We start from the raw sequence: 20,597 nt of genomic DNA on the forward strand, positions 1-20,597 counted from the left end.
CGGCTCCTCAGCGCGCCATGCGGGCGAGGCCCGCGACCGCGGTCTCCAGCACCTCGAACCGCTTGCAGAAGGCGAAGCGGACGAGCGAGCGGTAGGGAGCGGCGTCCTCGGGGCGGCAGAACGCCGACACGGGCACCGCCACCACTCCCGCGAGATCCGGGAGCGCCCGGCAGAGCTCGACCCCGTCGTCGTAGCCGAGCGATGCCGCGTCCGCGACGACGAAGTAGCCGCCCGAGGAGGGCGCGACGCCGAAGCCCGCAGCAGCCAGGCCCGCCGACAGCAGGTCCTTCTTGGCCGCAAGAGTCTGCGCCGCGCCGGTGAAGAAGGCGTCCGGGAGCCCGAGCCCGAGGGCGACGGCCCCCTGGAACGGCGAGCCGCTGACGTAGGTGAGGAACTGCTTCACGGCGAGGACGGCCGTGATCAGCTCGCGCGGGCCCGTCACCCAGCCGATCTTCCAGCCCGTGGTGCTGAAGGTCTTGCCCGCCGAGGAGACGGACAGCGTCCGCTCGAAGGCTCCGGGAAGGGAGGCCAGCGGGACGTGCGGGGTGTCGAAGCGCAGGTGCTCGTAGACCTCGTCCGTCAGGATCACGGCGTCGTGCCGCTCGGCGAGCCGCACGATCAGCTCGCGGGTCTCGGCCGGGAGGACGGCACCGGTCGGGTTGTGCGGGTCGTTCACCAGGATGACGCGCGTGCGGTCGCTCACTGCGGCGGTCAGCTCGTCGTGGTCGACCGCGAAGGAGGGGCCGCGCAGGAGCACGGTGCGATGCACCCCTCCGGCGAGGGCGATCAGGGCTCCGTAGGCGTCGTAGTGGGGCGTGAAGGTGACGACCTCGTCGCCCGGCTCGAGGAGGGCCAGCAGAGCCGCGGCCAGGGCCTCGGTGGCGCCCGTGGTGACGAGGACCTCGCCGTCGGGGTCGAGGGAGATCCCGGAGAAGCGCAGCCGGTGCGCGGCGATCGCCTCGCGCAGGACGGGGAAGCCGGGACCCGGCGGGTACTGGTTGAGCCCGGACGCGATGGCGTCGCGCGCGGCGTCGAGGATCTCGCGCGGGCCGTCCTCGTCCGGGAAGCCCTGGCCGAGGTTCACCGCTCCGGTGCGCAGGGCGAGCGCGCTCATCTCGCTGAAGACGGTGGCGGCGACCTCGCCACCGGGGCCGAGGAGGCCGGCGCCCGCCGCGGCGCGCGACCAGGATCCGGGAATGCTCACGTGCCCAGTGTGCCCGCTCGAGCAGTCCGGCCGGTTTCATTTCCCGCTCGCAGGCCCGTCATAAGAAACCCCCAGGTACGATCGCCAAGCTATCCCCGCTTGGAAGGAGCAGCACCCATGACCGAGAGTCACGAGGGTCCTCGTCAGCCGGAGGAACCCACCACGCCGACGGAGTCCGGCGCCCGAGAGGCGACCGAGCGCACCCCCGGCGAGAGCTCCGGAGCGTCGTCCTCGACCACCGGGCCCACCGAGCCGATCCACCGGGGCGGAGCGCACCGCGAGAGCGAGAACCCGACCGTCCCCTACCCCTCCTCCTCGGCCCCCCAGCCGCCGTACACGCCGAACGCGACGGCCGGCAACGAGGCGCAGCCCGTCTCCCAGCCCGCCCGCTACGGGCAGTACGCGCCGCCCGCCGCGAACACCCTGCACGGCTCCGAGGAGCCGCCCTCCTCGAGCCCCTTCGGCCCGGGCGCCGAGTACACCCCCGCCCCCACCGCCACGAAGCGCCGAGCCGGAGTGGGCGTCGTCGCGGCGCTCGCCATCGGCGCGGTCGTGGGCGGAGTCGCGGGAGCCGGCGTGTTCGGCCTCTGGTCCGCCTCCAACGGCGGCGGGACCCGCGTGGTCTCCGCCGGCGGCTCGCAGACGATCACGGTCAACAACGCCGAGGACGCGACGACCGCCACCGCGGTCGCCGCCAAGGCCACTCCGAGCGTCGTCACCATCGCGGTGAGCGGCAGCTCGTCCGCCGGCACCGGCTCCGGCATCGTGCTCTCGAAGGACGGCTACGTCCTGACCAACACCCACGTGGTCACCCTCGACGGCGAGATCGCGAACGGCACCGTCTCGGTCACGACCAGCGACGGCCGGATCTTCGACGCGACCGTCGTCGGCACCGACCCGACCCTCGACCTCGCCGTCATCAAGCTGACCGGCGCGACCGACCTCAGCCCGATGACGTTCGCGGACTCCACCAAGATCAACGTCGGCGACACGGCGGTCGCCATCGGCGCCCCGCTCGGCCTCTCCGGCACCGTGACCGACGGCATCGTCAGCGCGCTCAACCGCAGCATCCAGGTCGCCTCCTCGGCGGCTCCGGACGACTCGGGCGACAGCTCGAGCGGCGGCACCGAGAGCCCGTTCAACTTCGACATCCCGGGCCAGCAGGCGCCGACCCAGGCGAAGAGCACCATCTCGCTGCCCGTCATCCAGACCGACGCGGCGATCAACCCGGGCAACTCCGGCGGCGCGCTGCTCGACAGCGACGGCGAGCTGATCGGTGTGAACGTCGCGATCGCGAGCGCCGGCCAGTCCTCCTCGAGCGGCCAGTCCGGCAACATCGGAGTCGGATTCGCGATCCCCAGCGCGATCGCCGAGCGCATCGCGAAGGAGATCATCGCGAACGGCTCCGCCTCGCACGGCCTGCTCGGCGCGAGCGTCTCCGACTCGACCGCGGACGTCCTCGGCGCCCGCATCGAGGAGGTCTCCGGAGGCGGTGCCGCGCAGGCGGCCGGTCTCGCCAAGGGCGACATCATCACCGCGATCGACAGCACTCCGATCACGAGCGCGTCCGACCTCACCGCGCAGGTCCGCGCGCAGGCCGCGAACGCCGCGGTCGAGCTGACCTACGTCCGCAACGGCCAGAGCTACCAGGCGAAGGCGACGCTCGGCCAGATGGCCGCCGGCTGACCCTCCGCCGCCGCGCACAGCCCCTCGAGGATCCGTCCCCGGGGGGCTGTTCCGCGTCCGGGCCCGGCCCGGGGCGGGGCGGTCCCCGCTGGTAGGGTGGTGGATCCCTGCGCCCGCGCTCCTCCCGCACGAACTGGACCCATGCAGCACGAGATCCCGGAAGACGACCTCTCCGACCTGCCCGGCGTCTCCTACGTCATGCCCGTCCTCAACGAGGTCGCCCACGTGCGCGCCGCGGTCGACTCGCTGCTGCACCAGGACTACACCGGCCCCTTCGACGTCGTCCTCGCCGTCGCCCCGAGCATCGACGGCACGGAGGAGCTCGTCGCCGAGCTGAGCGCGGCCGATCCGCGGATCCGGGTCGTGCCGAACGAGGTCGGCTCCACTCCTGCGGGCCTCAACGCCGCGATCCGCGCCTCGCGCCACCCGGTCGTCGTCCGGGTCGACGCGCACTCCGTCCTGCCGCCCGAGTACGCGCGCACGGCGGTCGAGGCGCTGCAGCGCTCCGGAGCGGCGAACGTCGGCGGAGTGATGGCGGCGGAGGGCCTCACCCCGTTCCAGCGCGCGGTCGCCCGGGCGTACGGCTCCCGCATCGGCCTGGGCGGCACGCCCCACCACGTGGGAGGCGAGGAGGGCCCGGCCGACACGGTGTACCTCGGCGTCTTCCGCCGCTCCGCCCTCGAGCGCGCCGGCCTGTTCGACGAGCGCTTCAAGCGCGGGCAGGACTGGGAGCTGAACCGGCGGCTGCGCGAGCGCGGCGAGGTCGTCTGGTTCACTCCGCGCCTCACCGTCACCTACCGGCCGCGGCCCTCGATGCGCGCGCTGCTCCGGCAGTTCCTCTCGACCGGGATGTGGCGCGGCGAGCTCACCCGGATGTTCCCGGCCTCGCGGTCGCTGCGCTACTTCGCTCCGCCCGTGCTCGTCGCCATGCTCGCCATCGGGCTGCTCGTCGGGCTGGCGGGAGTCGTCCAGGCGCTCGCCGGAGCCGCGCCCTGGCTCCTGCTCGGGTTCGCGGTGCCCGCCGCCTACCTCCTCCTGGTGGCGGCGGCCACTCTCGTGGTCGCGCGGCCGGACGGCGCGCGTGCGATGCTGTGGTTCGCCGTGGTCATCCCGGCGGTCCACGTGGCCTGGGGGACCGGCTTCGTGCTCGGCTTCGCCGGGCTGACCAGCAACATCTCCGCCCACCGCCACCAGCCGCGGTCCGACTCGCCGAGGGGCGCATGACCACGACGACGAGACCCCGCTCCATCGCCGAGCTGCGCGCCGTCGCGCAGCCCCCGGAGGTGCGCGGGCGCCGCAACGCCGAGCACTGGACGGCGTCGCTCTACCTGCGCCGCTTCTCGCCCTACCTGACCTGGCTGCTGCTGAAGACCTCGATCTCGGCGAACGGCGTCACCGGGCTGATGATCCTGGTCGGCTGGAGCGCGGCGGCAGCCCTCCTGATCCCGGGGATCGCCGGAGCGGCGCTGGCGCTGCTCCTCGGCCAGCTGCAGATGCTGGTGGACTGCTGCGACGGCGAGGTCGCGCGCTGGCGCCGCACGTCCTCGCCGGCGGGCGTGTTCCTCGACAAGGTCGGGCACTACACGACCGAGGCGCTGATCCCGATCGCGCTCGGGCTGCGGGCGGCGGGCGTCCCGTTCGAGGCGCCGGCGGACTTCCTCTGGACCACGATCGGCTTCGCCCTGGCCCTGGTGATCGTCCTCAACAAGGCGCTCAACGACATGGTGCACGTGGCGCGTGCGAACGCCGGTCTCACGAAGCTGGCGGACACGAAGGGTGAGGCTGCGCCGTCCTCGTCCGGGCTGGCGAGGCTTCGCCGCGCGGCCCGCTTCCTGCCCTTCCACCGCCTCTACCACTCCGTCGAGCTGACGATGCTGGCCTTCGCGACCGCCCTCGTGGGCCTCGTCGTCGGAGCGGGCACGGCCGACCGGGTCCTCGTCGGGGCGCTGCTGCCGCTCGCCCTCCTCGCCCTGGTCGGCCACTTCGTCGCGATCATGGCGTCCAAGCGTGTCCGTTCCTGAGCCGCGGGTCGGCGTCGTCGTCCTGACGCAGGGGACCCGGCCCGACGACCTCGCCGCGGGGCTGGCCGGCGTCCTCGCGCAGGAGGGCGTCGAGCTGGACGTCGTCTGCGTCGGCAACGGCTGGGAGCCCGACGGCCTGCCCGAGGGAGTGCGCGCCCTGGCGCTGCCCGAGAACCTCGGCATCCCCGCGGGCCGGAACGCCGGAGTCGACGCCGTCGCGGGGGAGTACCTCTTCTTCCTCGACGACGACGCCCGGATCCCGTCTCCCCGCTTCCTCGTCGACGCGATCGCGCTGCTCGCCTCGAACCGCCGCATCGGCCTGGTGCAGCCCCGCGTCGACAGCACGGACGGCACGCCGAGCCCAAGGCGCTGGATCCCGCGGATCCTCAAGGGCGACCCCCGCCGCTCCGGCCCCGTCTTCTCGGTCTGGGAGGGAGCGGTCGTGCTGCGGCGCGATGTGTTCGCCCGGACGGGCGGCTGGGCGGCTCCGTTCTTCTACGCCCACGAGGGCATCGAGCTGGCCTGGCGGGTCTGGGACACGGGTCGCACCGCCTGGTACGCGGGAGAGCTCGTCGCCCAGCACCCGGTCATCCAGCCGACCCGGCACGCCGACTACTACCGGCTGAACGCGCGCAACCGCGTCTGGCTCGCCCGCCGCAACCTCGCCGCACCTCTGGCGCTCGTCTACGTGGGGTCCTGGACCGCGATCCAGTGCCTCCGCTGGCGTCGCGACCCGGCCGCCCTGCGCGCCTGGTTCGCCGGCTGGCGGGAGGGATGGCGCTCGGATCCGGGCGGCCGGCGCGTCCTCTCGGCCCGCACGGTGCTCCGGATGGCGTTCGCCGGGCGTCCGCCGATCGTCTAGCATCGGGGAATCCGCCCCCGCCGGGGCCCCCGAAAGGACGACGGTGTTCGATTCGACCCAGCTCTCCCCGCCCGAGCGCGCCGAGGCGGAGGCGACCCCTGCCGGACCGGACCTCCTGACGGCGGTCCGCGAGCGCCTCGGCGCCGTCGACGACGAGTTCTCCGGCCGCCTCGACGAGCACCTCCCGCGCCTGGTCGATCTGCTCGCCACGGTGTACGCCGGCCGCGACGACCTCGAGGACCAGCTGGTCGCGATCGTCGAGCTCGCCGCCGCCTCCTGGGAGGAGCGGCCCGAGGAGCTCCGCGCGCTCGACCGCGCCCGCGAGCAGCACCCGACCTGGTTCCTCTCGAACAAGGCTCTGGGCGGGGTCTGCTACGTCGACCGCTACGCGGGCGACCTCGAGGGGCTGCGCGCCGAGATCCCGTACCTCCGCGAGATCGGCCTGAACTACCTGCACCTGATGCCGCTCTTCGATGCGCCCGAGGGCGAGTCGGACGGGGGCTACGCGGTCTCGAGCTACCGGCGCGTGCGGCCGGACCTCGGCGACATGGAGCAGCTCCGCGGGCTGGCCTCCGAGCTGCGCGAGCAGGGCATCGCACTCGTGGTCGACTTCGTCTTCAACCACACCTCGAACGAGCACGAGTGGGCGCAGCGCGCGCTCGCCGGCGAGCAGCGCTTCGAGGACTACTACTGGATCTACCCGGACCGGGAGCAGCCCGACGCCTTCGAGCGCACGACGCGCGAGATCTTCCCGGACGACCATCCCGGCTCCTTCGTGCAGCTGGAGGACGGGCGCTGGGTCTGGGCCACGTTCCACCGCTACCAGTGGGACCTCAACTACTCCAACCCCGAGGTGTTCCGGGCGATGGCGGGAGAGATGCTCTTCCTCGCCAACCAGGGGATCGACGCCCTGAGGATGGACGCGGTCGCGTTCATCTGGAAGGAGCTCGGCACCACCTGCGAGTCGCAGCCGCAGGCGCACCTGCTGCTGCGCGCGTTCAACGAGGTCTGCCGCCTGGCCGCTCCGGCGCTGCTGTTCAAGTCCGAGGCGATCGTGCACCCCGACGAGGTGATCGAGTACATCGACGTCGAGGAGTGCCAGCTCTCGTACAACCCGCTGCAGATGGCGCTCACCTGGGAGGCGCTCGCCACCCGCGACGTCCGTCTCCTCTCGCAGGCCCTCGAGCGCCGGCACGCCCTCCCCGAGGGCACGGCCTGGGTCAACTACGTGCGCGGGCACGACGACATCGGCTGGACCTTCGCCGACGAGGACGCCGCCGAGCTCGGGATCGACGCGGCCGGCCACCGCCGGTTCCTCAACGACTTCTACACGGACCGGTTCGACGGCACGTTCGCCCGCGGAGTGCCGTTCCAGGAGAATCCGCGCACCGGCGACCGCCGCGTCTCGGGCACCACCGCGTCCCTCGCCGGAGTGGAGGCGGGCGACGCCTACGGGATCGACCGCGTGCTGCTCGCGCACTCGATCGCCCTGAGCACCGGCGGGCTGCCGCTGCTCTACCTCGGCGACGAGGTCGGCCAGCTCAACGACCACGGCTACCTCGACGACCCGACGACGGCCGGCGACTCGCGCTGGGTGAACCGTCCCCGCCGCCCCGCGGAGCGCTACGACGAGCGCGAGGTCCCGGGGACGGCCGCGAGCGAGGTCTTCGGCGGGCTGCTGCACCTCATCGCCGTGCGCAAGGCCGTTCCGATGTTCGCGGGCACCGAGCTGAGCGTCTTCGACCCGGTCAACGACCACGTGCTCGGCTACCAGCGCCCCGGCGACGGGGAGTCGGTGCTCGTGCTCGCGAACGTGTCGGACGAGGTCCAGGAGGTCGCGGCCGAGCGGTTCGTCGGGTTCGCCGCGGAGGCGGTCGACCTGGTCACCGAGATCGCGGTCGACCTGCGCGAGGGCTTCCGTCTCGCTCCGCTGCAGTTCGTCTGGCTGAGGGTGACCCCGGCCTGATCGGACCGTGCGAGGCCCCCGGCGTGGGGGCCGTCGCCGGTACCCTGGGGCGGATGACTCCCGCTCCCCGTGCCCTGATCGCCCGCCTCCGCACCGACGCGCGACTCGCGCGCAAGGTGGGCGGCGAGCTGCTCGCGGCTCGCCGGGCCCGCCACGCGGTGACCCGGCTGCTCGCGGAGCGCGGGCCGCTGCCCGAGGGCCGGTTCGAGATCGGCGTCTACTTCGCCGACGGCGACATCAACCTGTACCAGCTGCGGCAGTGGTACCGGCCGCTGGCCGAGCTGGCGGAGACGCACCCGGTCGTGCTGCTCAGCCGCAACGCCGGCGCCGCGGAGGTGCTGCTGCGCGAGAGCCCGGTCCCGGTCGCCTACGTCCGCTCCGTCGCCGACCTCGAGAGCACCATCGCGAGCCAGCCGCTGCGGATCGTGCTCTACGTCAACCAGAACGCCCGCAACTTCCAGATGATGCGCTACGGGCGCCGCTGGCACGTCTTCGTCAACCACGGCGAGAGCGACAAGATGTACATGACGACGAACCAGTTCAAGGCGTACGACTACAGCATGATCGCCGGGGACGCCGCCCTCGCCCGGCTGCGCCGCGTGCTCTGGGACTACGACTTCGACAGGCGCGCCCTCGCCATCGGCCGTCCTCAGGCGGACCACTTCGCCGGCGCCGTGCCGTTCACGCCCGACGAGCGCCGCGTGGTGCTCTACGCGCCGACCTGGGAGGGCGACCGCCCCGCCGCGGGCTACGGCTCGATCCGGAGCCACGGCACGGCCCTCGTGCGCGGGCTCCTGGCCGACCCGCGGTTCCGGCTCGTCTACCGCCCGCATCCCCGCAGCGGCGCGGTCGACTCCGACTACGCCGCGGCCGACCGGGCGATCGTCGCGATGATCGCCGCCGCCAACGCGGCCGATCCGCGCGCCGGTCACGTGCACGACACCGGTGCCGAGCTCGGCTGGCAGCTCGCCGCCGCCGACCTCGCGATCCTCGACGTGTCGGCGATGGTCTACGACCGGCTGGCCACGGGGCGCCCGCTGCTGGTCACCCGGCCCGTCAGCGCCGAGGCCGAGGTCGACGAGAGCGGCTACCTCGGCGACGCGGAGTGGCTGCACGCCGAGGACGCCTCCGCGATCATCGCGCGGATCGACAGCGCCGAGCACGATCCGGAGTCGGTCGAGCGGCTCGAGCGCTGGGTGCACCGCTACTTCGGCGACACGTCGCCCGGAGCGGCCACGCGGCGCTTCCACGAGGCGATCGAGCACCTGCTCACCGAGTGGGAGCGGCACGCCGCTCTGCACCGGGGCGACGGCGCGGTCGACGACCACGATCCGGAGGGCTGAGCGGGCGGGAGCACCGCTCGAACGGCCGCGTCAAGGGTGGGCCGGTCGCCGGGCGGCCTCCCGGCGCCCCGCTACGCTCGTCCCATGATGACCCCGCGCGCCTTCGCCCGCTCCCGCCGGCGCCGGTCGGCACCCGCCCAGCCCGCGGTCGAGCCGGACATCGTGGTCTCCGCCGACCCGGAGAAGCCGGTCTTCACGATCCGCTCCTTCCGCATCGGCCTGTTCGGCGCGCTCGGCGTGCTGGTGGCGCTCGTCCTGGGCGGCCTCGTCGTGCAGCTGGGCACGGTGCTGACCTACATCTTCGTGGCGCTGTTCTTCGCGCTCGGCCTCGATCCGCTGGTCTCCTGGCTCGAGAGCAAGCGCCTGCCGAGGCCGCTCGCGATCACGGCGGTCTTCGCCGCGGTGGTGCTGATCTTCGCCGGCCTGCTGGTCTACATCATCCCGATCCTGGTCGAGCAGCTGACGATGTTCGTCACGAGCGCCCCGCAGATCGTCACCGACATCGCCTCGCAGCAGTGGGTGCTCGACCTCGAGCAGCAGCTGCGCGGCGTGATCGACATCGACGAGCTGATCGAGAGCGTCCAGAGCTTCATCGGCAACCCCAACAACCTGCTCTCGCTCGGCGGCGGACTGATCGCGGTCGGGACCGGGATCGCCAGCGGCGTGACCGGCGCCGTCATCGTGCTGATCCTGACGCTGTACTTCCTCGCGTCGCTGCGCTCGATGAAGGCCGTCGCCTACCGCTTCGCCCCCGCCTCGCACCGCGCGAAGGCGCACGAGGTCGGCGACGAGATCACCGGCGCCGTGGGCCGCTACGTGGTCGGCCAGGTCTCGCTCGCCGGCGTGAACGGCGTGCTCACGTTCATCCTGCTGCTCTCGATCGGCGCCCCGGTGCCGGCGCTGCTGGCCTGCGTCGCGTTCCTCGGCTCCCTGATCCCGCTGGTCGGCACGCTCTCGGGCGCCGTGATCATCTCGCTCGCCTGCCTCCTGGCTTCGCCGCTGACCGCGCTGGTCGCTGCGATCTACTACCTCGTCTACATGCAGGTCGAGGCGTACCTCCTCAGCCCCCGCATCATGAACAAGGCCGTCTCGGTCCCCGGTGCGGTCGTCGTGATCGCGGCGGTGGCGGGCGGCACCATCGCGGGCGTGCTCGGCGCCCTGGTCGCGATCCCGGTCGCGGCCTCGGTGATCATCGTCGTGCAGAAGGTCGTCTTCCCCCGTCAGGACGCCAAGTAGCGGACCGCACCGCGACGGCCGGTCCGCTCAGCGCCAGGGCGGCACCGCGCCGTCGACCGCAGCGCTGAAGCGGCGGACCGACTCCGGGACCGCGACGCCCTCCTCCGCCGGCACCGGCGCGAGCGTGCGGGTGACCAGCGGCACGACGCCCGCCCAGACCCCGGCCTCCGGCTCGTCGCCGGCTCCGTGCGCGCGCACCTTCAGGCTCGCCTCGGCCAGGGGGAGGCGCAGCACCAGCGTGGCCGCGATCTCGCGGGCGGAGCTCGCTCGCACCTCCTCGTCGCGCCCCGGGAGGAGACGTGCCACCAGCAGATCGAGGGCCCGCGCCTTCTCCTCGCCCTCCAGCGCCTCGGCCCGGCCGATCACCATCGCCGAGCGGTAGTTCATCGAGCTGTCGAAGGTGGAGCGGGCGACGACCAGTCCGTCGACCAGCGTGACCGAGGCGGTGAGGAGCGAGTGCCGCGCCGCCTCCCGCAGCAGTCCTCCGCCGCTCGACCCGTGCAGCAGGAGGGAGTCGCCGTCGCGGGCGAAGAGGATCGGCAGCACGATCGCGGCGCCGTCCCGCACGACGGCGACGTGGGCGACGAGCGCCTCGTCGAGCAGGGCGTGCAGCTCGGCGGGATCGGTGCGCTGGCGGTCGCGGAGACGGGAGAAGCGGGTGCGGTCGGTGACGGGGAGGCTGTCCATGTCGGAATCGTCCCGCGCCGACTGGATCTGCCAGGATGCCACTGGGCCGCGATCGGAGTGGTCCAGAGCGGAGCGGTCGATGGCGTCGGGCGATCTGGAGATCCCGCTCCTCCTCGGGCCGTCGCCGCGCGGCTCGGTCCGCGCCGGGCTCGCCGAGGCGCTGCGCCAGGCGGTGCTGGACGGGCGCTACCGGGCGGGCGATCCGATCCCGTCGAGCCGCGTGCTCGCCGAGCGGCTCGGCGTCTCGCGGGGCTCCGTCGTCGCCGCGGTGGATCAGCTGGTGGGGGAGGGCTACCTCGTCGCCCACCCGCGCGCAGCGGTGACGGTCGCCTCCGACGGACTGCTGGCGACGGCGCCGCAGGAGCCGCGGCCGGAGTCCCGGGAGACCGTCGTCCCGCCCGCCGCGGCGGACCTGAGGCCGGGCCGGCCGGACACCCGCGCCCTCGACACCCCGGAGTGGCGGGCCGCCTGGCGCCTGGCGCTCGCCTCGCCGCCCTCGGCGCCTCCTCGGGGTTCCGGGGACCCGGCCCTGCGGGAGCAGATCGCCGAGCAGCTGCGCCGGTCCCGCGGCGTCGACGTGCAGGCGTCGGACGTGGTGGTGACCAGCGGCACCGCGGGCGCCGTCGCGCTCCTGGCCCGCGCCGCCTCGGCCTCGCTCGGACGCGAGGTGCGCGTCGCCGTCGAGGACCCCGGCTACCCGGCCGTCCGGCGCCGCCTGCGCGCCGACGGGCACGAGGTCGTCGGCGTCCCGGTGCGCGGCGACGGCATCGACCTCGACGCTCTCGCGAGCTCCGGCGCGGACGTGGTCGTCGTGACTCCGTCGCACCAGTACCCGACCGGAGGCAGGCTCGCCCTCGCCGAGCGCCTGGAGCTGGTGCGCCGCGCGTCGGCCGGCCCCCTGCTCGTGGTGGAGGACGACTACGACAGCGAGTTCCGCTACGTCGGCGCCCCGCTGCCCGCGCTCGCCTCGCTCGACTCCGGCGGCGGAGTCGCCCATGTCGGGTCGTTCTCGAAGACCGTCTCGCCGTGGCTCCGCATCGCCTACCTGGCCGTTCCGCCGGCGTCCTGGCTCCGCGGGGCGCTGGCCGGCCTCGACGACGAGAAGGACGCCTCCGCCTCGGGTCCGACGCAGGCGGCGCTCGCGCAGTTCATGGCGAGCGGGGCGTTCCGGAGGCATCTCACGCGCTCGAGACGGCGCTACGCCCACCGCCGTGAGCTGGTCCACGCATTCGGGGAGTCGGTGCCGTGGGGGCGCGCAAGCGGACTCGACGGGGGTCTGCACGTCGTCCTCTCCCTGCCCGCGCCTCTGGACGCGCACGCCGTCGCGGCCGCGCTGCTCCGGGAGGGACTGATCGTCGCCACTCTGCACGAGTACGCCCTGTCGGGACGGGCCGCGACCGAGGCGCTGGTCCTCGGCTACGGCCATGTCGGCGACCTCGAGCTCGCTGCGGCGCTGGACCTCGTCGACCGGACCGTCCGCGCGCTCGCCGCCGGGGCCGTCCGTGGTATCCCTGGAGGATGACCCGCGACTCCGCCCTGCACATCACCGACGATCCCGACGCCGACGCGCTGCTCAGCCGCGACCCGCTGGCGCTGCTGATCGGGATGCTCCTCGACCAGCAGGTCGCGATGGAGACGGCCTTCTCCGGGCCCCGCAAGATCGAGGAGCGCCTCGAGGCGGAGGGGGCCTCCTTCGACGCCGCGTCGATCGCGGGCTTCGACGAGGACGCGTTCTCGGAGCTCTGCCGGACTCCGCCCGCGATCCACCGCTACCCGGCGAGCATGGCGGGGCGCGTGCAGGTCCTCTGCCGCGCTCTGGCCGACGACTGGGACGGCGACGCCGCGGCGGTCTGGACGCGCGACGAGCCCGACGGCCGCACGGTCCTCGCGCGTCTGAAGGCGCTGCCCGGCTTCGGCGAGCAGAAGGCGCGGATCTTCCTCGCCCTGCTCGGCAAGCAGCGCGGATTCTCGGGGGAGGGCTGGCGCTCGGCCGCGGGCGCCTACGGAGAGGAGGGCGCCTTCCGCTCGGTCGCCGACATCGTCTCTCCGGAGTCGCTGACGAAGGTCCGCGCCACCAAGCAGGCCGCGAAGGCCGCCGCCAAGGCGGAGAAGTAGGGCCGGGGGCGGCGGCCGGATGGATCGAGCGCTCGACGACGGTCCCGGTCGCCGTCTCCGCAGTCGCAGGCCGAGCAGCCTGACCCGATGATCCCCGCCGCCACCGCCCGGCTGCGCTTCCGCGAGATGACCGCCGAGGACCTCCCCGACATGGCGGACCTGCTCGGCGACCCGGTCGTGATGCGGTACTACCCCGCGCCGAAGGACCGCGAGCAGGCAGCCGCCTGGATCGAGTGGAACCGGCGCAACTACCGCGAGCACGGCTTCGGGCTGTGGATCATCGAGACCCTCGACGGCGAGTTCGTCGGCGACTGCGGGTTGACCTGGCAGCGCGTCGACGGCGGGATCGAGCTCGAGGTCGGCTACCACGTGCGGGCCGGTCTGCACGGCCGCGGCTACGCCACCGAGGCGGCTGCGGCCTGCCGCGACCTCGCGCTCGCCCACCGCCTCGCGGGACGACTCGTGGCGCTCGTGCACCCGGACAACGCCGCCTCGAGGCGCGTCGCCGAGAAGACCGGCCTCCGCGTGATCGCCGAGGACCGCGACGGCGGCGGACTCGTCCGCACCGTGCTCGGGATGCCGCTCGTCGGGCCCGGGCGCCGGCCTCGGGAACGCTGACCGAACGCCTCCGACGGCTCCGGACCACCGCGCGCGGAGCAGGCCCTGGGCTGGAGCAGATCCTGAGCTAGATCCGGTCCTCCAGCGCCGCGATCAGCGCCGCGCGGTCCTCGCGGAGGATCGAGGCCCCGCCCCCCGGCACGGTCCGCACCTCGACGCCGCGGCCGGCGAGGACGCCGCCCAGCGAGCCGTGGCCCAGCGGGTCCTCCGGCATCACGGCGAGCGTCGCCACGGGGAACGTCTCGGGGGCCTCGGCCGCACCCCGTGCCGTCAGCCCGACGGCGGAGTCCTGCTCCCAGAGCGCGTGGGCCGACACGTCGAGCTCGATCTGCTCGTCCGTCCAGATCGGGTGGCGGTGGCGGAGGGAGTCGGCGTCGCCCTTCTCGACGTGCGCGACCGAGCCGCCGCGGTGGAGCGCGCTCGTCAGTCCCCGGGCGTCCGAGAACGCGGGGTCGAGCAGGACGAGCCCGTCGGCGCCGTACTCGGGGGCGAGCCGGGCGGCGACGACGGCGCCGAGGCCGTGGCCGATGACGAGGTCGGGGGTCTGCAGCACCGAGGCGCGGACGTCCGACGCCCAGCGCTCCGGCGAGTACACGGGCGATGCCGGCGAGCCGCCGTGACCGGCGAGATCGGGGGCCACCACGCGGTAGCCGTGCTCGTGCAGCGTCGGGACCAGGGCGTACCAGATCCGGGAGTCGGAGCCGAGGCCGTGGAGGAGGAGCGCCGTCCGCTCGCCCGTTCCGCCGTAGTCGCGGACGAACAGCGCCAGCGGCTCGGCCGGCGCGGCGGCCAGCGCCTTCCGCTCGGCGCGGGTCGGCTCGAGCACGAGGGTGTTGCCGAACGCCTGCGGTGCCGGCCCGAACGCATCGCGCGCGCTGTGGATCACCTTGCGGCCGAGCATCGCGTTGCCGACGCCGCCCAGTGCCGCTCCGATCCCGAACGGCATCGCCCGGCCGACCAGGCCCGCGCCCTGCTGGGCGAGGAAGTGCTTGGCGAAGGACTTCTTCGCGCGGTCCGCCAGCTCGCCCACGAGGAAGGACGGCAGGCCCTTCGTGACCACGGAGCCCCAGTACTGGTTGAGGCCGCTGCCCCCGCCGACGGCCTGCCCGGCCACCTGGCGCACCATCTCGCTGCCGGAGGAGCCCATCATCAGCGTGAGCACGAGGGCCCGCGCGCGGTCCGGGTCCTCGAGCGGGATCCCGTGCACCTCCGTCACCGACTGCGCGAAGAGCGCGCTCGCCTCCAGGAACCCTGCGGCTCCCGCGCCGGAGAGAGCCACCGAGGCGGCCGTGCCGATGCCGGGGACGACGGCGGTCGCCCCGATCGCCGCGCCTCCCGCGGCCACGCTCGAGAGGTACTGCCGCTCGAGCGACGTGATGATCTGCTCCGGAGTCGCCCCGGGACGCCGGCGCCGTAGCAGGCGGATGTTCGCCAGCACGGCCGGGCGCTGCACCGCGAGGAGCCGGTCGAGCAGCTTCGCCAGCTGAGCGTTCTCGGAGCCGTCGGCCTGCTCCACCTCGCCGGCCCTCTCCACGGCGCGCTCGCGCTTGCGGTCCTTCTGGGCCATGTCGTGCACTCCTGCGTCCTCGGGCGCCGCGTGCGGGAGGGGTCAGTCGTCGGAGACGGTGCCCTGGACGGGCGGGCCCTCGGCCGGCGCCGTGCTGCTCCGCGGTGTCGGCGCGTAGTCCTCAGCGTAACGCGCGAGCACCTCCTCGATCGGCGCGTCCAGCACCAGGCGGCCCTTGTCCAGGTAGAGGCCGCGCGTGCAGAAGCGGCGGAGGTCGCGCTCATTGTGCGAGACGAAGAAGAGGGTGCGGCCGGAGGCGAGCAGCTCCTCGATCCGCGCGTAGCACTTCTCGCGGAACGCCCTGTCGCCGACCGCGAGCACCTCGTCCACCAGGATGATCGGCTCCTCGAGCCGCGACACGACGGAGAAGGCGATGCGCACCTTCATCCCGCTCGAGAGGTGCTTGTAGGGGGTGTCGAGGAAGTCGCCGATCTCGGCGAACTCGATGATCGAGTCGAAGCGCGCGTCGACCTCGCGCTTGGACATCCCGTGGAGACCCGCGGTCAGGTAGACGTTCTCGCGGACGCTCAGGTCGGCCACGAAGCCGCCGGTGATCTCGATGAGCGGAGCGACGCCCCCGCGCACCTCCACCGCGCCCTCGTCCGGCAGCACCACGCCGGCGACGAGCTTGAGCAGCGTCGACTTGCCCTGACCGTTCCGGCCGACGACACCGATCGCCTCGCCCGCCCGCACCTGCACGTCGAGCCCGCGCAGCGCCCAGAACTCGCCGGGCCGCGAGCGGCGGGAGCGGCCGGCGAAGAGGTCCTTGAAGGAGCGGCGGCCCCGCCGGTTGCGGCGGAAGCGGATCCCGAGGCCGCGGCACTCGATGACCACCGGGGCGTCGGCCATCACAGCTCCTTCAGCACCGCGCGCTCGGAGCGGCGGAAGACGACGAGGCCCAGCGCCAGCACGAGCACCGAGATGCCCGCGGAGGCGAGGATGAGCGGGACGTCGAGCTCGCTCTCGAAGAACGCGGAGCGGTAGAGGGCGAAGATCCCGCTGAGCGGGTTGAGCGCCGCGAGCGGCCGGATCTGCTCCGGCAGGTTGGCCGTGGAGTAGATGATCGGCGACGCGTAGAAGAGGAACCGGAGGACGAGCTTCACGGCCCGCTCCAGATCGCGGAAGAACACCACGAGGGGGGCCACCAGCAGACCCACGCCGAGCGTGAGCACCGCCTGCAGCAGGATCGCCACGGGGAACAGCAGCGCCGCCCAGGTCAGGTGCGCGCCGGCGATCACGGCGAAGAGCACCAGCACCGGCAGGCTCGCCACGAACTCGATGCCCTTCGAGAGCACGATCCGCCCGACCCAGATGGTCCGCGGGATCGACGTCGACCGCACCAGCTTCGCCTCGCGGAGGAACGCGCGGGTCGCGTCGGAGGTCGCCTGGTTGAACCACATCCACGGCAGCAGGCCCGCGAGCAGGAAGACGATGTACGGGTCCTCGCCGACGGTCCGCCGGAAGACGACGGTGAAGACGAAGAAGTAGATGCCCGACATCACGAGCGGGTCGAGAACCGACCAGACGTAGCCGAGCGCGCTCGTGGCGTACCGGACGGTGAGGTCGCGCCTGGTGAGCAGCCAGAGGGAGTGGCGGTAGCGCCAGGCCCGGGAGCGCCGGTGGCGCAGCGCCGTCTCGGTCGCGAGGGTGTCGGCCGTGCTCACTGCGCGACTCCTCCCGTCGGCTCCGCTCGAGCCGGGGGAGGAGCCGGGAGCGTCAGACGAAGAGGTTCGCGCGCTCGAGGTCCTCGGCGAAGTCCACCTCGACGGCGTAGAGGTCGGAGATGTCCATCGGCTCGACGAGCAGGCGGTCCTGCTCGATCGCCAACTCTATGCCACGCTCGAAGTAGTCCTGGGCGTCGACCCGGGCGAGCTGGCGCACCAGCGCGGCCTTGTCGGAGGCGGACACGTAGTTGATCCCGACCGCCTCGCCGAGTCCGCCGCGCACCGTCTTGGAGAGCTCCTGGATGAAGCCCTCGGCGCTCGTCGTGTACTTGACCTCCTCGTCCGACACCTTCGAGGTGTTGACGGTGACGAAGGAGACGTCCTTCGCGATCAGCGCGGCCGCGCGGTCGAGGATGCGCGGGTCGAAGACGACGTCGCCGTTCATCCAGAGCACGCCGCCCTGCCCGCTCGCCTGCAGTGCGCGGAGGAGGCTCTTGGAGGTGTTGGTCTGGTCGTACTGCTCGTTGTAGACGAACGTCGCCGAGGGAAAGGCCTCGATGATGTGCTCGAGCTTGTAGCCGACGACGATGCTCACCGGGATCTTCGTGCCGAAGGCGTGGTGGATGTTGTCGAACTGCTGCTGCATGATCGTGCGCCCGTCGCTGAGCGGCGTGAGCGGCTTGGGGAGGGAGCGGCCGAGCCGGCTGCCCATCCCTGCGGCGAGGATGACGACGGTGGCGGGGCTGCTGCTCGTCGAACCTGTGTGCATCATCGTGTGTTCTCCTCGAATTAACCGCTGCGTCTCGATCTGATCGACTCCTCGGGTAAAGACCTAGTGTACAGTTCACGCCCCCCGGGGCCAGGGTGGTTGACCTCTCGCCGTGTCGCCGGGTGTCGGCGCGGGCGCCGGGGGCCTGCGGGCGAGTTGGTACCGTAGCCGGATGACGTCCGTGACGAACGCCGAGCCCGCTGAGGGTGCCGCGGATCCGGACGGCGCCTCGCCCGTCGTCTTCGAGCTGCACCAGCTGACCCGGACCTTCGGGAGGACGGTGGCGGTCGACCGCATCGACCTGGCCGTCCGCGCGGGGACCTTCTACGGGATCATCGGCCCGAACGGCGCGGGCAAGACCACCACGCTCTCGATGATGACGGGCCTTCTGCGACCCGACACCGGCCGCGTCCTCGTGCACGGCGTCGACGTCTGGAAGGACCCGTCGGCCGCGAAGCCGCTGATCGGGGTCCTGCCCGACCGCCTCCGGCTGTTCGACCGGCTCACCGGCGCCCAGTTCCTCGCCTACTCCGCCGCGCTGCGCGGCATCGACCTCGCCACGGCGAAGCAGCGCACGGTCGAGCTGGCCGAGGCGCTCGGCCTCTCCGACGCGCTGGAGCGCCTGATCTCGGACTACTCCGCGGGGATGGCGAAGAAGGTCGCCCTCGCGGCGGCGATGATCCACGCCCCGCGCGTGCTGGTCCTCGACGAGCCGTTCGAGTCGGTGGACCCGGTCTCCTCGGCCGCCGTGATCACCGTGCTGCGCCGCTTCGTCGAGGGCGGCGGCACCGTCGTCCTCTCCAGCCACGGGCTCGACTTCATCGAGCGCGTCTGCGACGACGTGGCCGTGATCGTCGGCGGGCGCGTGCTCGCCTCCGGGACGGTCGCGGAGGTCGCCGGCACCGCGACGCTGGAGGAGCGCTTCCTCGAGCTCGCGGGCGGCAAGCAGATCGCCGAGGGGCTGCAGTGGCTGCACGACTTCTCCGGCTGAGGGTCGACGTCCTCCTGGGCGCGTTCCGCTCCGGGCCCGCGCGCTCGGCCGGCGCCGTCCTGGGCGTGCTCGTGGTCGTCGCGGTGACGGCCCTGCTGATCGCGGCGATAGGCGCTCTGCGCTCCTCGGACGCGGCGGCGGGCGCTCTCGTGACCGCCGGTGGCCTCGTCTCCGTCGGCTTCCTGGTGCTGCCCTTCCTGCTCGGCCCGCTCGACCCGATGGATCCGCGCGCGTTCCGCCTCTTCGGCCTTCCGCCGCTCCGCCTCGCCGGGGCGCTCGCCCTGGCCGGCCTCGTCTCGGTCCCCACGCTCGCCCTGCTGGTGGTCGGGCTCGCGAGCGCGCCGCTCGTCCCGGGCGCAGGCGCCTTCGCCGTGGTCGGCCCGCTCCTCGCGGTGGCGACGGCCTCGCTGTTCGCGCGGATCGGCCTCGCCGCCTCCTCCGCCCTCGTCCCCTCCCGGACCGCCCGCGAGCTGCTGGCCGTCCTCGGCCTGGTGCTGATGCTGGGCGGTCCCGCAGCCCTCGGCGCCGCCGCGCTGGTCGACACGGGGGACACCCCGGTGCTCGAGCGCTGGGGCGCGGCGATGGGGGCCACTCCGTTCGGCGCGGCGTGGATGATCGCCCCGGCCGCCCGGACCGGCGACGCGCTCGGCCCGCTCCTGCTGGCCCTGGCGACGCTCGTCGCGGCGGGCGCGCTCTGGTGGCTCGTCGTCCGCCTGCTGACGGAGCGCCCCGAGCGCACGCACCGGCCGCCGCGCGGCCTCCGGCTGGGCTGGTTCGACGTCCTCGGCTCGACCCGGACCGGCGCGATCGCGGCGCGCAGCATCACCTACTGGCTCCGGGATCCGCGCTATCAGGCGTCGCTCGTCGCCGTGCCGGTGCTGCCGGTCGCGGCCCTGCTGCTGCTCGCGGTCGTCGGCGTCCCCTTCCCGCTGCTCTCGCTGCTCCCGGTCCCGCTGATCGCGCTGTTCCTCGGCTGGTTCCTGCACAACGACGTCGCCTACGACGGCTCGGCGTTCTGGCTCCACGTGGCCGCGGGCGTCCGCGGATGGTCGGACCGGCTCGGCCGCGCCTTCCCGACCCTCCTGCTCGGCGTGCCGGTCGTCGTGCTCGGCTCGCTGATCAGCAGCGCGACCTCGGGTCTCCCCGATGCGCTGCCCGTCGTGCTCGCGGTGAACACCTGCCTCCTGCTCGTCCCCGCCGGCGTCGCCAGCGCCGTCTCTGCACGGCTCGCCTATCCGGCTCCGCGCCCGGGCGACAGCGCGTTCACGCAGCCGCAGGCCCCCGGAGCCAGCGGCGCCGGTCCGCAGTCCCTGGCGTTCGGCCTGGGGCTGCTCCTCTCGGCTCCGGCCGTGGTGCTCGGCGTCCGGGCCCTGTTCGTCGACCCGGAGGCGGCGGGCGACGCCGTGCTCGTCGGCTTCGGCAGCGCCGTGGTCGTCTTCGCCCTCGGCGTGCTCCTCGGCGGCCGGCTGTTCGAGCGCCGCGCGACCGAGCTGGTCGCGTTCACCAGCCGCTACTAGCGCCGCCCAATCCGGAGCGCACGGCCGCGGGCCCGGGCTCCGCGCGTAGGATCGTCGGCATGATTCCGCGCGTCCAGAACAGCAGCACCGACCCCCTCGAGGGAGGCGGAGGAACCGCCACGCTCGACCGCGAGCTCGAGGAGCTCCTCAACCAGGAGTCCATCGAGCCGGGCGACCACGAGCGCTTCTCCCACTACGTGCCGAAGGACAAGATCCTCGAGAGCGCCATCACCGGCAAGCCGGTCCGCGCGCTCTGCGGCAAGAAGTGGCTCCCTGGCCGCGACCCGGAGAAGTTCCCGGTGTGCCCGGCCTGCAAGGAGATCTACGCGAAGATGAAGTGAGCTCCCGCCC

At 73.4% G+C, this 20,597-nt stretch carries 19 protein-coding genes; 13 read left to right on the forward strand and 6 right to left on the reverse strand.

Annotated elements, in window-relative coordinates:
• Positions 1-7: 7 nt before the first annotated feature.
• The gene (locus C5D09_RS04435) at positions 8-1,204 is read right to left on the reverse strand and encodes an aminotransferase class I/II-fold pyridoxal phosphate-dependent enzyme (RefSeq protein ID WP_104268698.1); all 1,197 of its coding nucleotides are present in this window, start codon (positions 1,202-1,204) and stop codon (positions 8-10) included.
• 117 nt (positions 1,205-1,321) lie between these two features.
• Here C5D09_RS04435 and C5D09_RS04440 point away from each other — a divergent pair, with 117 nt between their 5' ends.
• The 7 genes from C5D09_RS04440 to C5D09_RS04470 all read left to right on the forward strand — a co-directional run bounded on the left by C5D09_RS04440 (position 1,322) and on the right by C5D09_RS04470 (position 10,318).
• Positions 1,322-2,890, forward strand: coding sequence for a S1C family serine protease (locus C5D09_RS04440; protein ID WP_104250126.1), 1,569 nt, complete (start codon positions 1,322-1,324; stop codon positions 2,888-2,890).
• A gap of 141 nt (positions 2,891-3,031) precedes the next feature.
• Positions 3,032-4,114: a glycosyltransferase family 2 protein gene (locus C5D09_RS04445; protein WP_181127337.1), complete on the forward strand. Its 1,083-nt coding sequence runs from the start codon at positions 3,032-3,034 to the stop codon at positions 4,112-4,114.
• Positions 4,111-4,911: a CDP-alcohol phosphatidyltransferase family protein gene (locus C5D09_RS04450; protein WP_104226956.1), complete on the forward strand. Its 801-nt coding sequence runs from the start codon at positions 4,111-4,113 to the stop codon at positions 4,909-4,911. The genes C5D09_RS04445 and C5D09_RS04450 overlap by 4 nt, the downstream gene beginning before the upstream one ends.
• On the forward strand, positions 4,898-5,773 hold the full coding sequence (locus C5D09_RS04455) for a glycosyltransferase family 2 protein (protein ID WP_104268699.1): 876 nt from the start codon (positions 4,898-4,900) through the stop codon (positions 5,771-5,773). The genes C5D09_RS04450 and C5D09_RS04455 overlap by 14 nt, the downstream gene beginning before the upstream one ends.
• A gap of 115 nt (positions 5,774-5,888) precedes the next feature.
• A complete protein-coding gene (locus C5D09_RS04460) occupies positions 5,889-7,739 on the forward strand; it encodes an amylosucrase (protein WP_104268763.1) in 1,851 nt (616 codons plus the stop codon).
• 53 nt (positions 7,740-7,792) lie between these two features.
• Positions 7,793-9,082, forward strand: a complete 1,290-nt coding sequence (locus tag C5D09_RS04465; RefSeq protein WP_244229610.1) for a hypothetical protein — start codon at positions 7,793-7,795, stop codon at positions 9,080-9,082.
• A gap of 84 nt (positions 9,083-9,166) precedes the next feature.
• Entirely contained in the window at positions 9,167-10,318 is a 1,152-nt protein-coding gene (locus C5D09_RS04470) for an AI-2E family transporter (RefSeq protein ID WP_244229611.1), read from the forward strand.
• A gap of 27 nt (positions 10,319-10,345) precedes the next feature.
• Here the strand turns inward: C5D09_RS04470 and C5D09_RS04475 are convergent, their stop codons facing one another.
• A complete protein-coding gene (locus C5D09_RS04475) occupies positions 10,346-11,005 on the reverse strand; it encodes a pyridoxamine 5'-phosphate oxidase family protein (RefSeq protein ID WP_104268700.1) in 660 nt (219 codons plus the stop codon).
• A gap of 79 nt (positions 11,006-11,084) precedes the next feature.
• On the opposite strand from C5D09_RS04475, the gene C5D09_RS04480 reads away from it, so the two are divergent.
• The 3 genes from C5D09_RS04480 (at position 11,085) to C5D09_RS04490 (ending at position 13,738) form a co-directional block, all read left to right on the forward strand.
• Positions 11,085-12,527, forward strand: coding sequence for a PLP-dependent aminotransferase family protein (locus C5D09_RS04480; protein ID WP_181131470.1), 1,443 nt, complete (start codon positions 11,085-11,087; stop codon positions 12,525-12,527).
• Entirely contained in the window at positions 12,524-13,120 is a 597-nt protein-coding gene (locus tag C5D09_RS04485; RefSeq protein ID WP_104268702.1) for an HhH-GPD-type base excision DNA repair protein, read from the forward strand. Before C5D09_RS04480 ends, C5D09_RS04485 begins: the two co-directional genes overlap by 4 nt.
• 87 nt (positions 13,121-13,207) lie before the next feature.
• Positions 13,208-13,738 (forward strand): GNAT family N-acetyltransferase, encoded by a 531-nt coding sequence (locus tag C5D09_RS04490; protein ID WP_104268703.1) that lies wholly within the window; start codon positions 13,208-13,210, stop codon positions 13,736-13,738.
• Between the two features lie 67 nt (positions 13,739-13,805).
• On the opposite strand, the gene C5D09_RS04495 is transcribed toward C5D09_RS04490, so the two are convergent.
• From C5D09_RS04495 to C5D09_RS04510, 4 genes are read right to left on the reverse strand one after another with little or no spacing between them, the layout of a single operon-like run.
• Positions 13,806-15,305, reverse strand: coding sequence for an alpha/beta hydrolase (locus tag C5D09_RS04495; RefSeq protein ID WP_104268704.1), 1,500 nt, complete (start codon positions 15,303-15,305; stop codon positions 13,806-13,808).
• Positions 15,306-15,347: 42 nt separating this feature from the next.
• Positions 15,348-16,154, reverse strand: a complete 807-nt coding sequence (locus C5D09_RS04500) for an ABC transporter ATP-binding protein (RefSeq protein WP_104223571.1) — start codon at positions 16,152-16,154, stop codon at positions 15,348-15,350.
• Entirely contained in the window at positions 16,154-16,969 is an 816-nt protein-coding gene (locus C5D09_RS04505; protein WP_374952924.1) for an ABC transporter permease, read from the reverse strand. The genes C5D09_RS04500 and C5D09_RS04505 overlap by 1 nt, the downstream gene beginning before the upstream one ends.
• 52 nt (positions 16,970-17,021) lie before the next feature.
• Positions 17,022-17,738 (reverse strand): NTP transferase domain-containing protein, encoded by a 717-nt coding sequence (locus tag C5D09_RS04510; RefSeq protein ID WP_104268764.1) that lies wholly within the window; start codon positions 17,736-17,738, stop codon positions 17,022-17,024.
• A gap of 172 nt (positions 17,739-17,910) precedes the next feature.
• On the opposite strand from C5D09_RS04510, the gene C5D09_RS04515 reads away from it, so the two are divergent.
• From C5D09_RS04515 to C5D09_RS04525, 3 genes are read left to right on the forward strand one after another with little or no spacing between them, the layout of a single operon-like run.
• Positions 17,911-18,729, forward strand: coding sequence for an ABC transporter ATP-binding protein (locus tag C5D09_RS04515; protein WP_104223570.1), 819 nt, complete (start codon positions 17,911-17,913; stop codon positions 18,727-18,729).
• Entirely contained in the window at positions 18,705-20,246 is a 1,542-nt protein-coding gene (locus C5D09_RS04520; protein ID WP_104268705.1) for an ABC transporter permease, read from the forward strand. Before C5D09_RS04515 ends, C5D09_RS04520 begins: the two co-directional genes overlap by 25 nt.
• Positions 20,247-20,305: 59 nt before the next feature.
• Positions 20,306-20,587, forward strand: a complete 282-nt coding sequence (locus tag C5D09_RS04525; RefSeq protein ID WP_104223568.1) for a DUF3039 domain-containing protein — start codon at positions 20,306-20,308, stop codon at positions 20,585-20,587.
• The last annotated feature ends 10 nt before the right edge of the window (positions 20,588-20,597 follow it).

The organism is Rathayibacter sp. AY1C9 (assembly GCF_002932315.1).
Lineage (GTDB): Bacteria > Actinomycetota > Actinomycetes > Actinomycetales > Microbacteriaceae > Rathayibacter.

Coding starts and splice junctions, on each gene's coding strand:
- C5D09_RS04495 (WP_104268704.1), bottom strand. CDS start 15,305: ATGGCCCAGAAGGACCGCAAGCGCGAGCGCGCCGTGGAGAGGGCCGGC.
- C5D09_RS04450 (WP_104226956.1), top strand. CDS start 4,111: ATGACCACGACGACGAGACCCCGCTCCATCGCCGAGCTGCGCGCCGTC.
- C5D09_RS04480 (WP_181131470.1), top strand. CDS start 11,085: ATGGCGTCGGGCGATCTGGAGATCCCGCTCCTCCTCGGGCCGTCGCCG.
- C5D09_RS04525 (WP_104223568.1), top strand. CDS start 20,306: ATGATTCCGCGCGTCCAGAACAGCAGCACCGACCCCCTCGAGGGAGGC.
- C5D09_RS04470 (WP_244229611.1), top strand. CDS start 9,167: ATGATGACCCCGCGCGCCTTCGCCCGCTCCCGCCGGCGCCGGTCGGCA.
- C5D09_RS04440 (WP_104250126.1), top strand. CDS start 1,322: ATGACCGAGAGTCACGAGGGTCCTCGTCAGCCGGAGGAACCCACCACG.
- C5D09_RS04445 (WP_181127337.1), top strand. CDS start 3,032: ATGCAGCACGAGATCCCGGAAGACGACCTCTCCGACCTGCCCGGCGTC.
- C5D09_RS04510 (WP_104268764.1), bottom strand. CDS start 17,738: ATGCACACAGGTTCGACGAGCAGCAGCCCCGCCACCGTCGTCATCCTC.
- C5D09_RS04465 (WP_244229610.1), top strand. CDS start 7,793: ATGACTCCCGCTCCCCGTGCCCTGATCGCCCGCCTCCGCACCGACGCG.
- C5D09_RS04515 (WP_104223570.1), top strand. CDS start 17,911: ATGACGTCCGTGACGAACGCCGAGCCCGCTGAGGGTGCCGCGGATCCG.
- C5D09_RS04490 (WP_104268703.1), top strand. CDS start 13,208: ATGATCCCCGCCGCCACCGCCCGGCTGCGCTTCCGCGAGATGACCGCC.
- C5D09_RS04500 (WP_104223571.1), bottom strand. CDS start 16,154: ATGGCCGACGCCCCGGTGGTCATCGAGTGCCGCGGCCTCGGGATCCGC.
- C5D09_RS04475 (WP_104268700.1), bottom strand. CDS start 11,005: ATGGACAGCCTCCCCGTCACCGACCGCACCCGCTTCTCCCGTCTCCGC.
- C5D09_RS04485 (WP_104268702.1), top strand. CDS start 12,524: ATGACCCGCGACTCCGCCCTGCACATCACCGACGATCCCGACGCCGAC.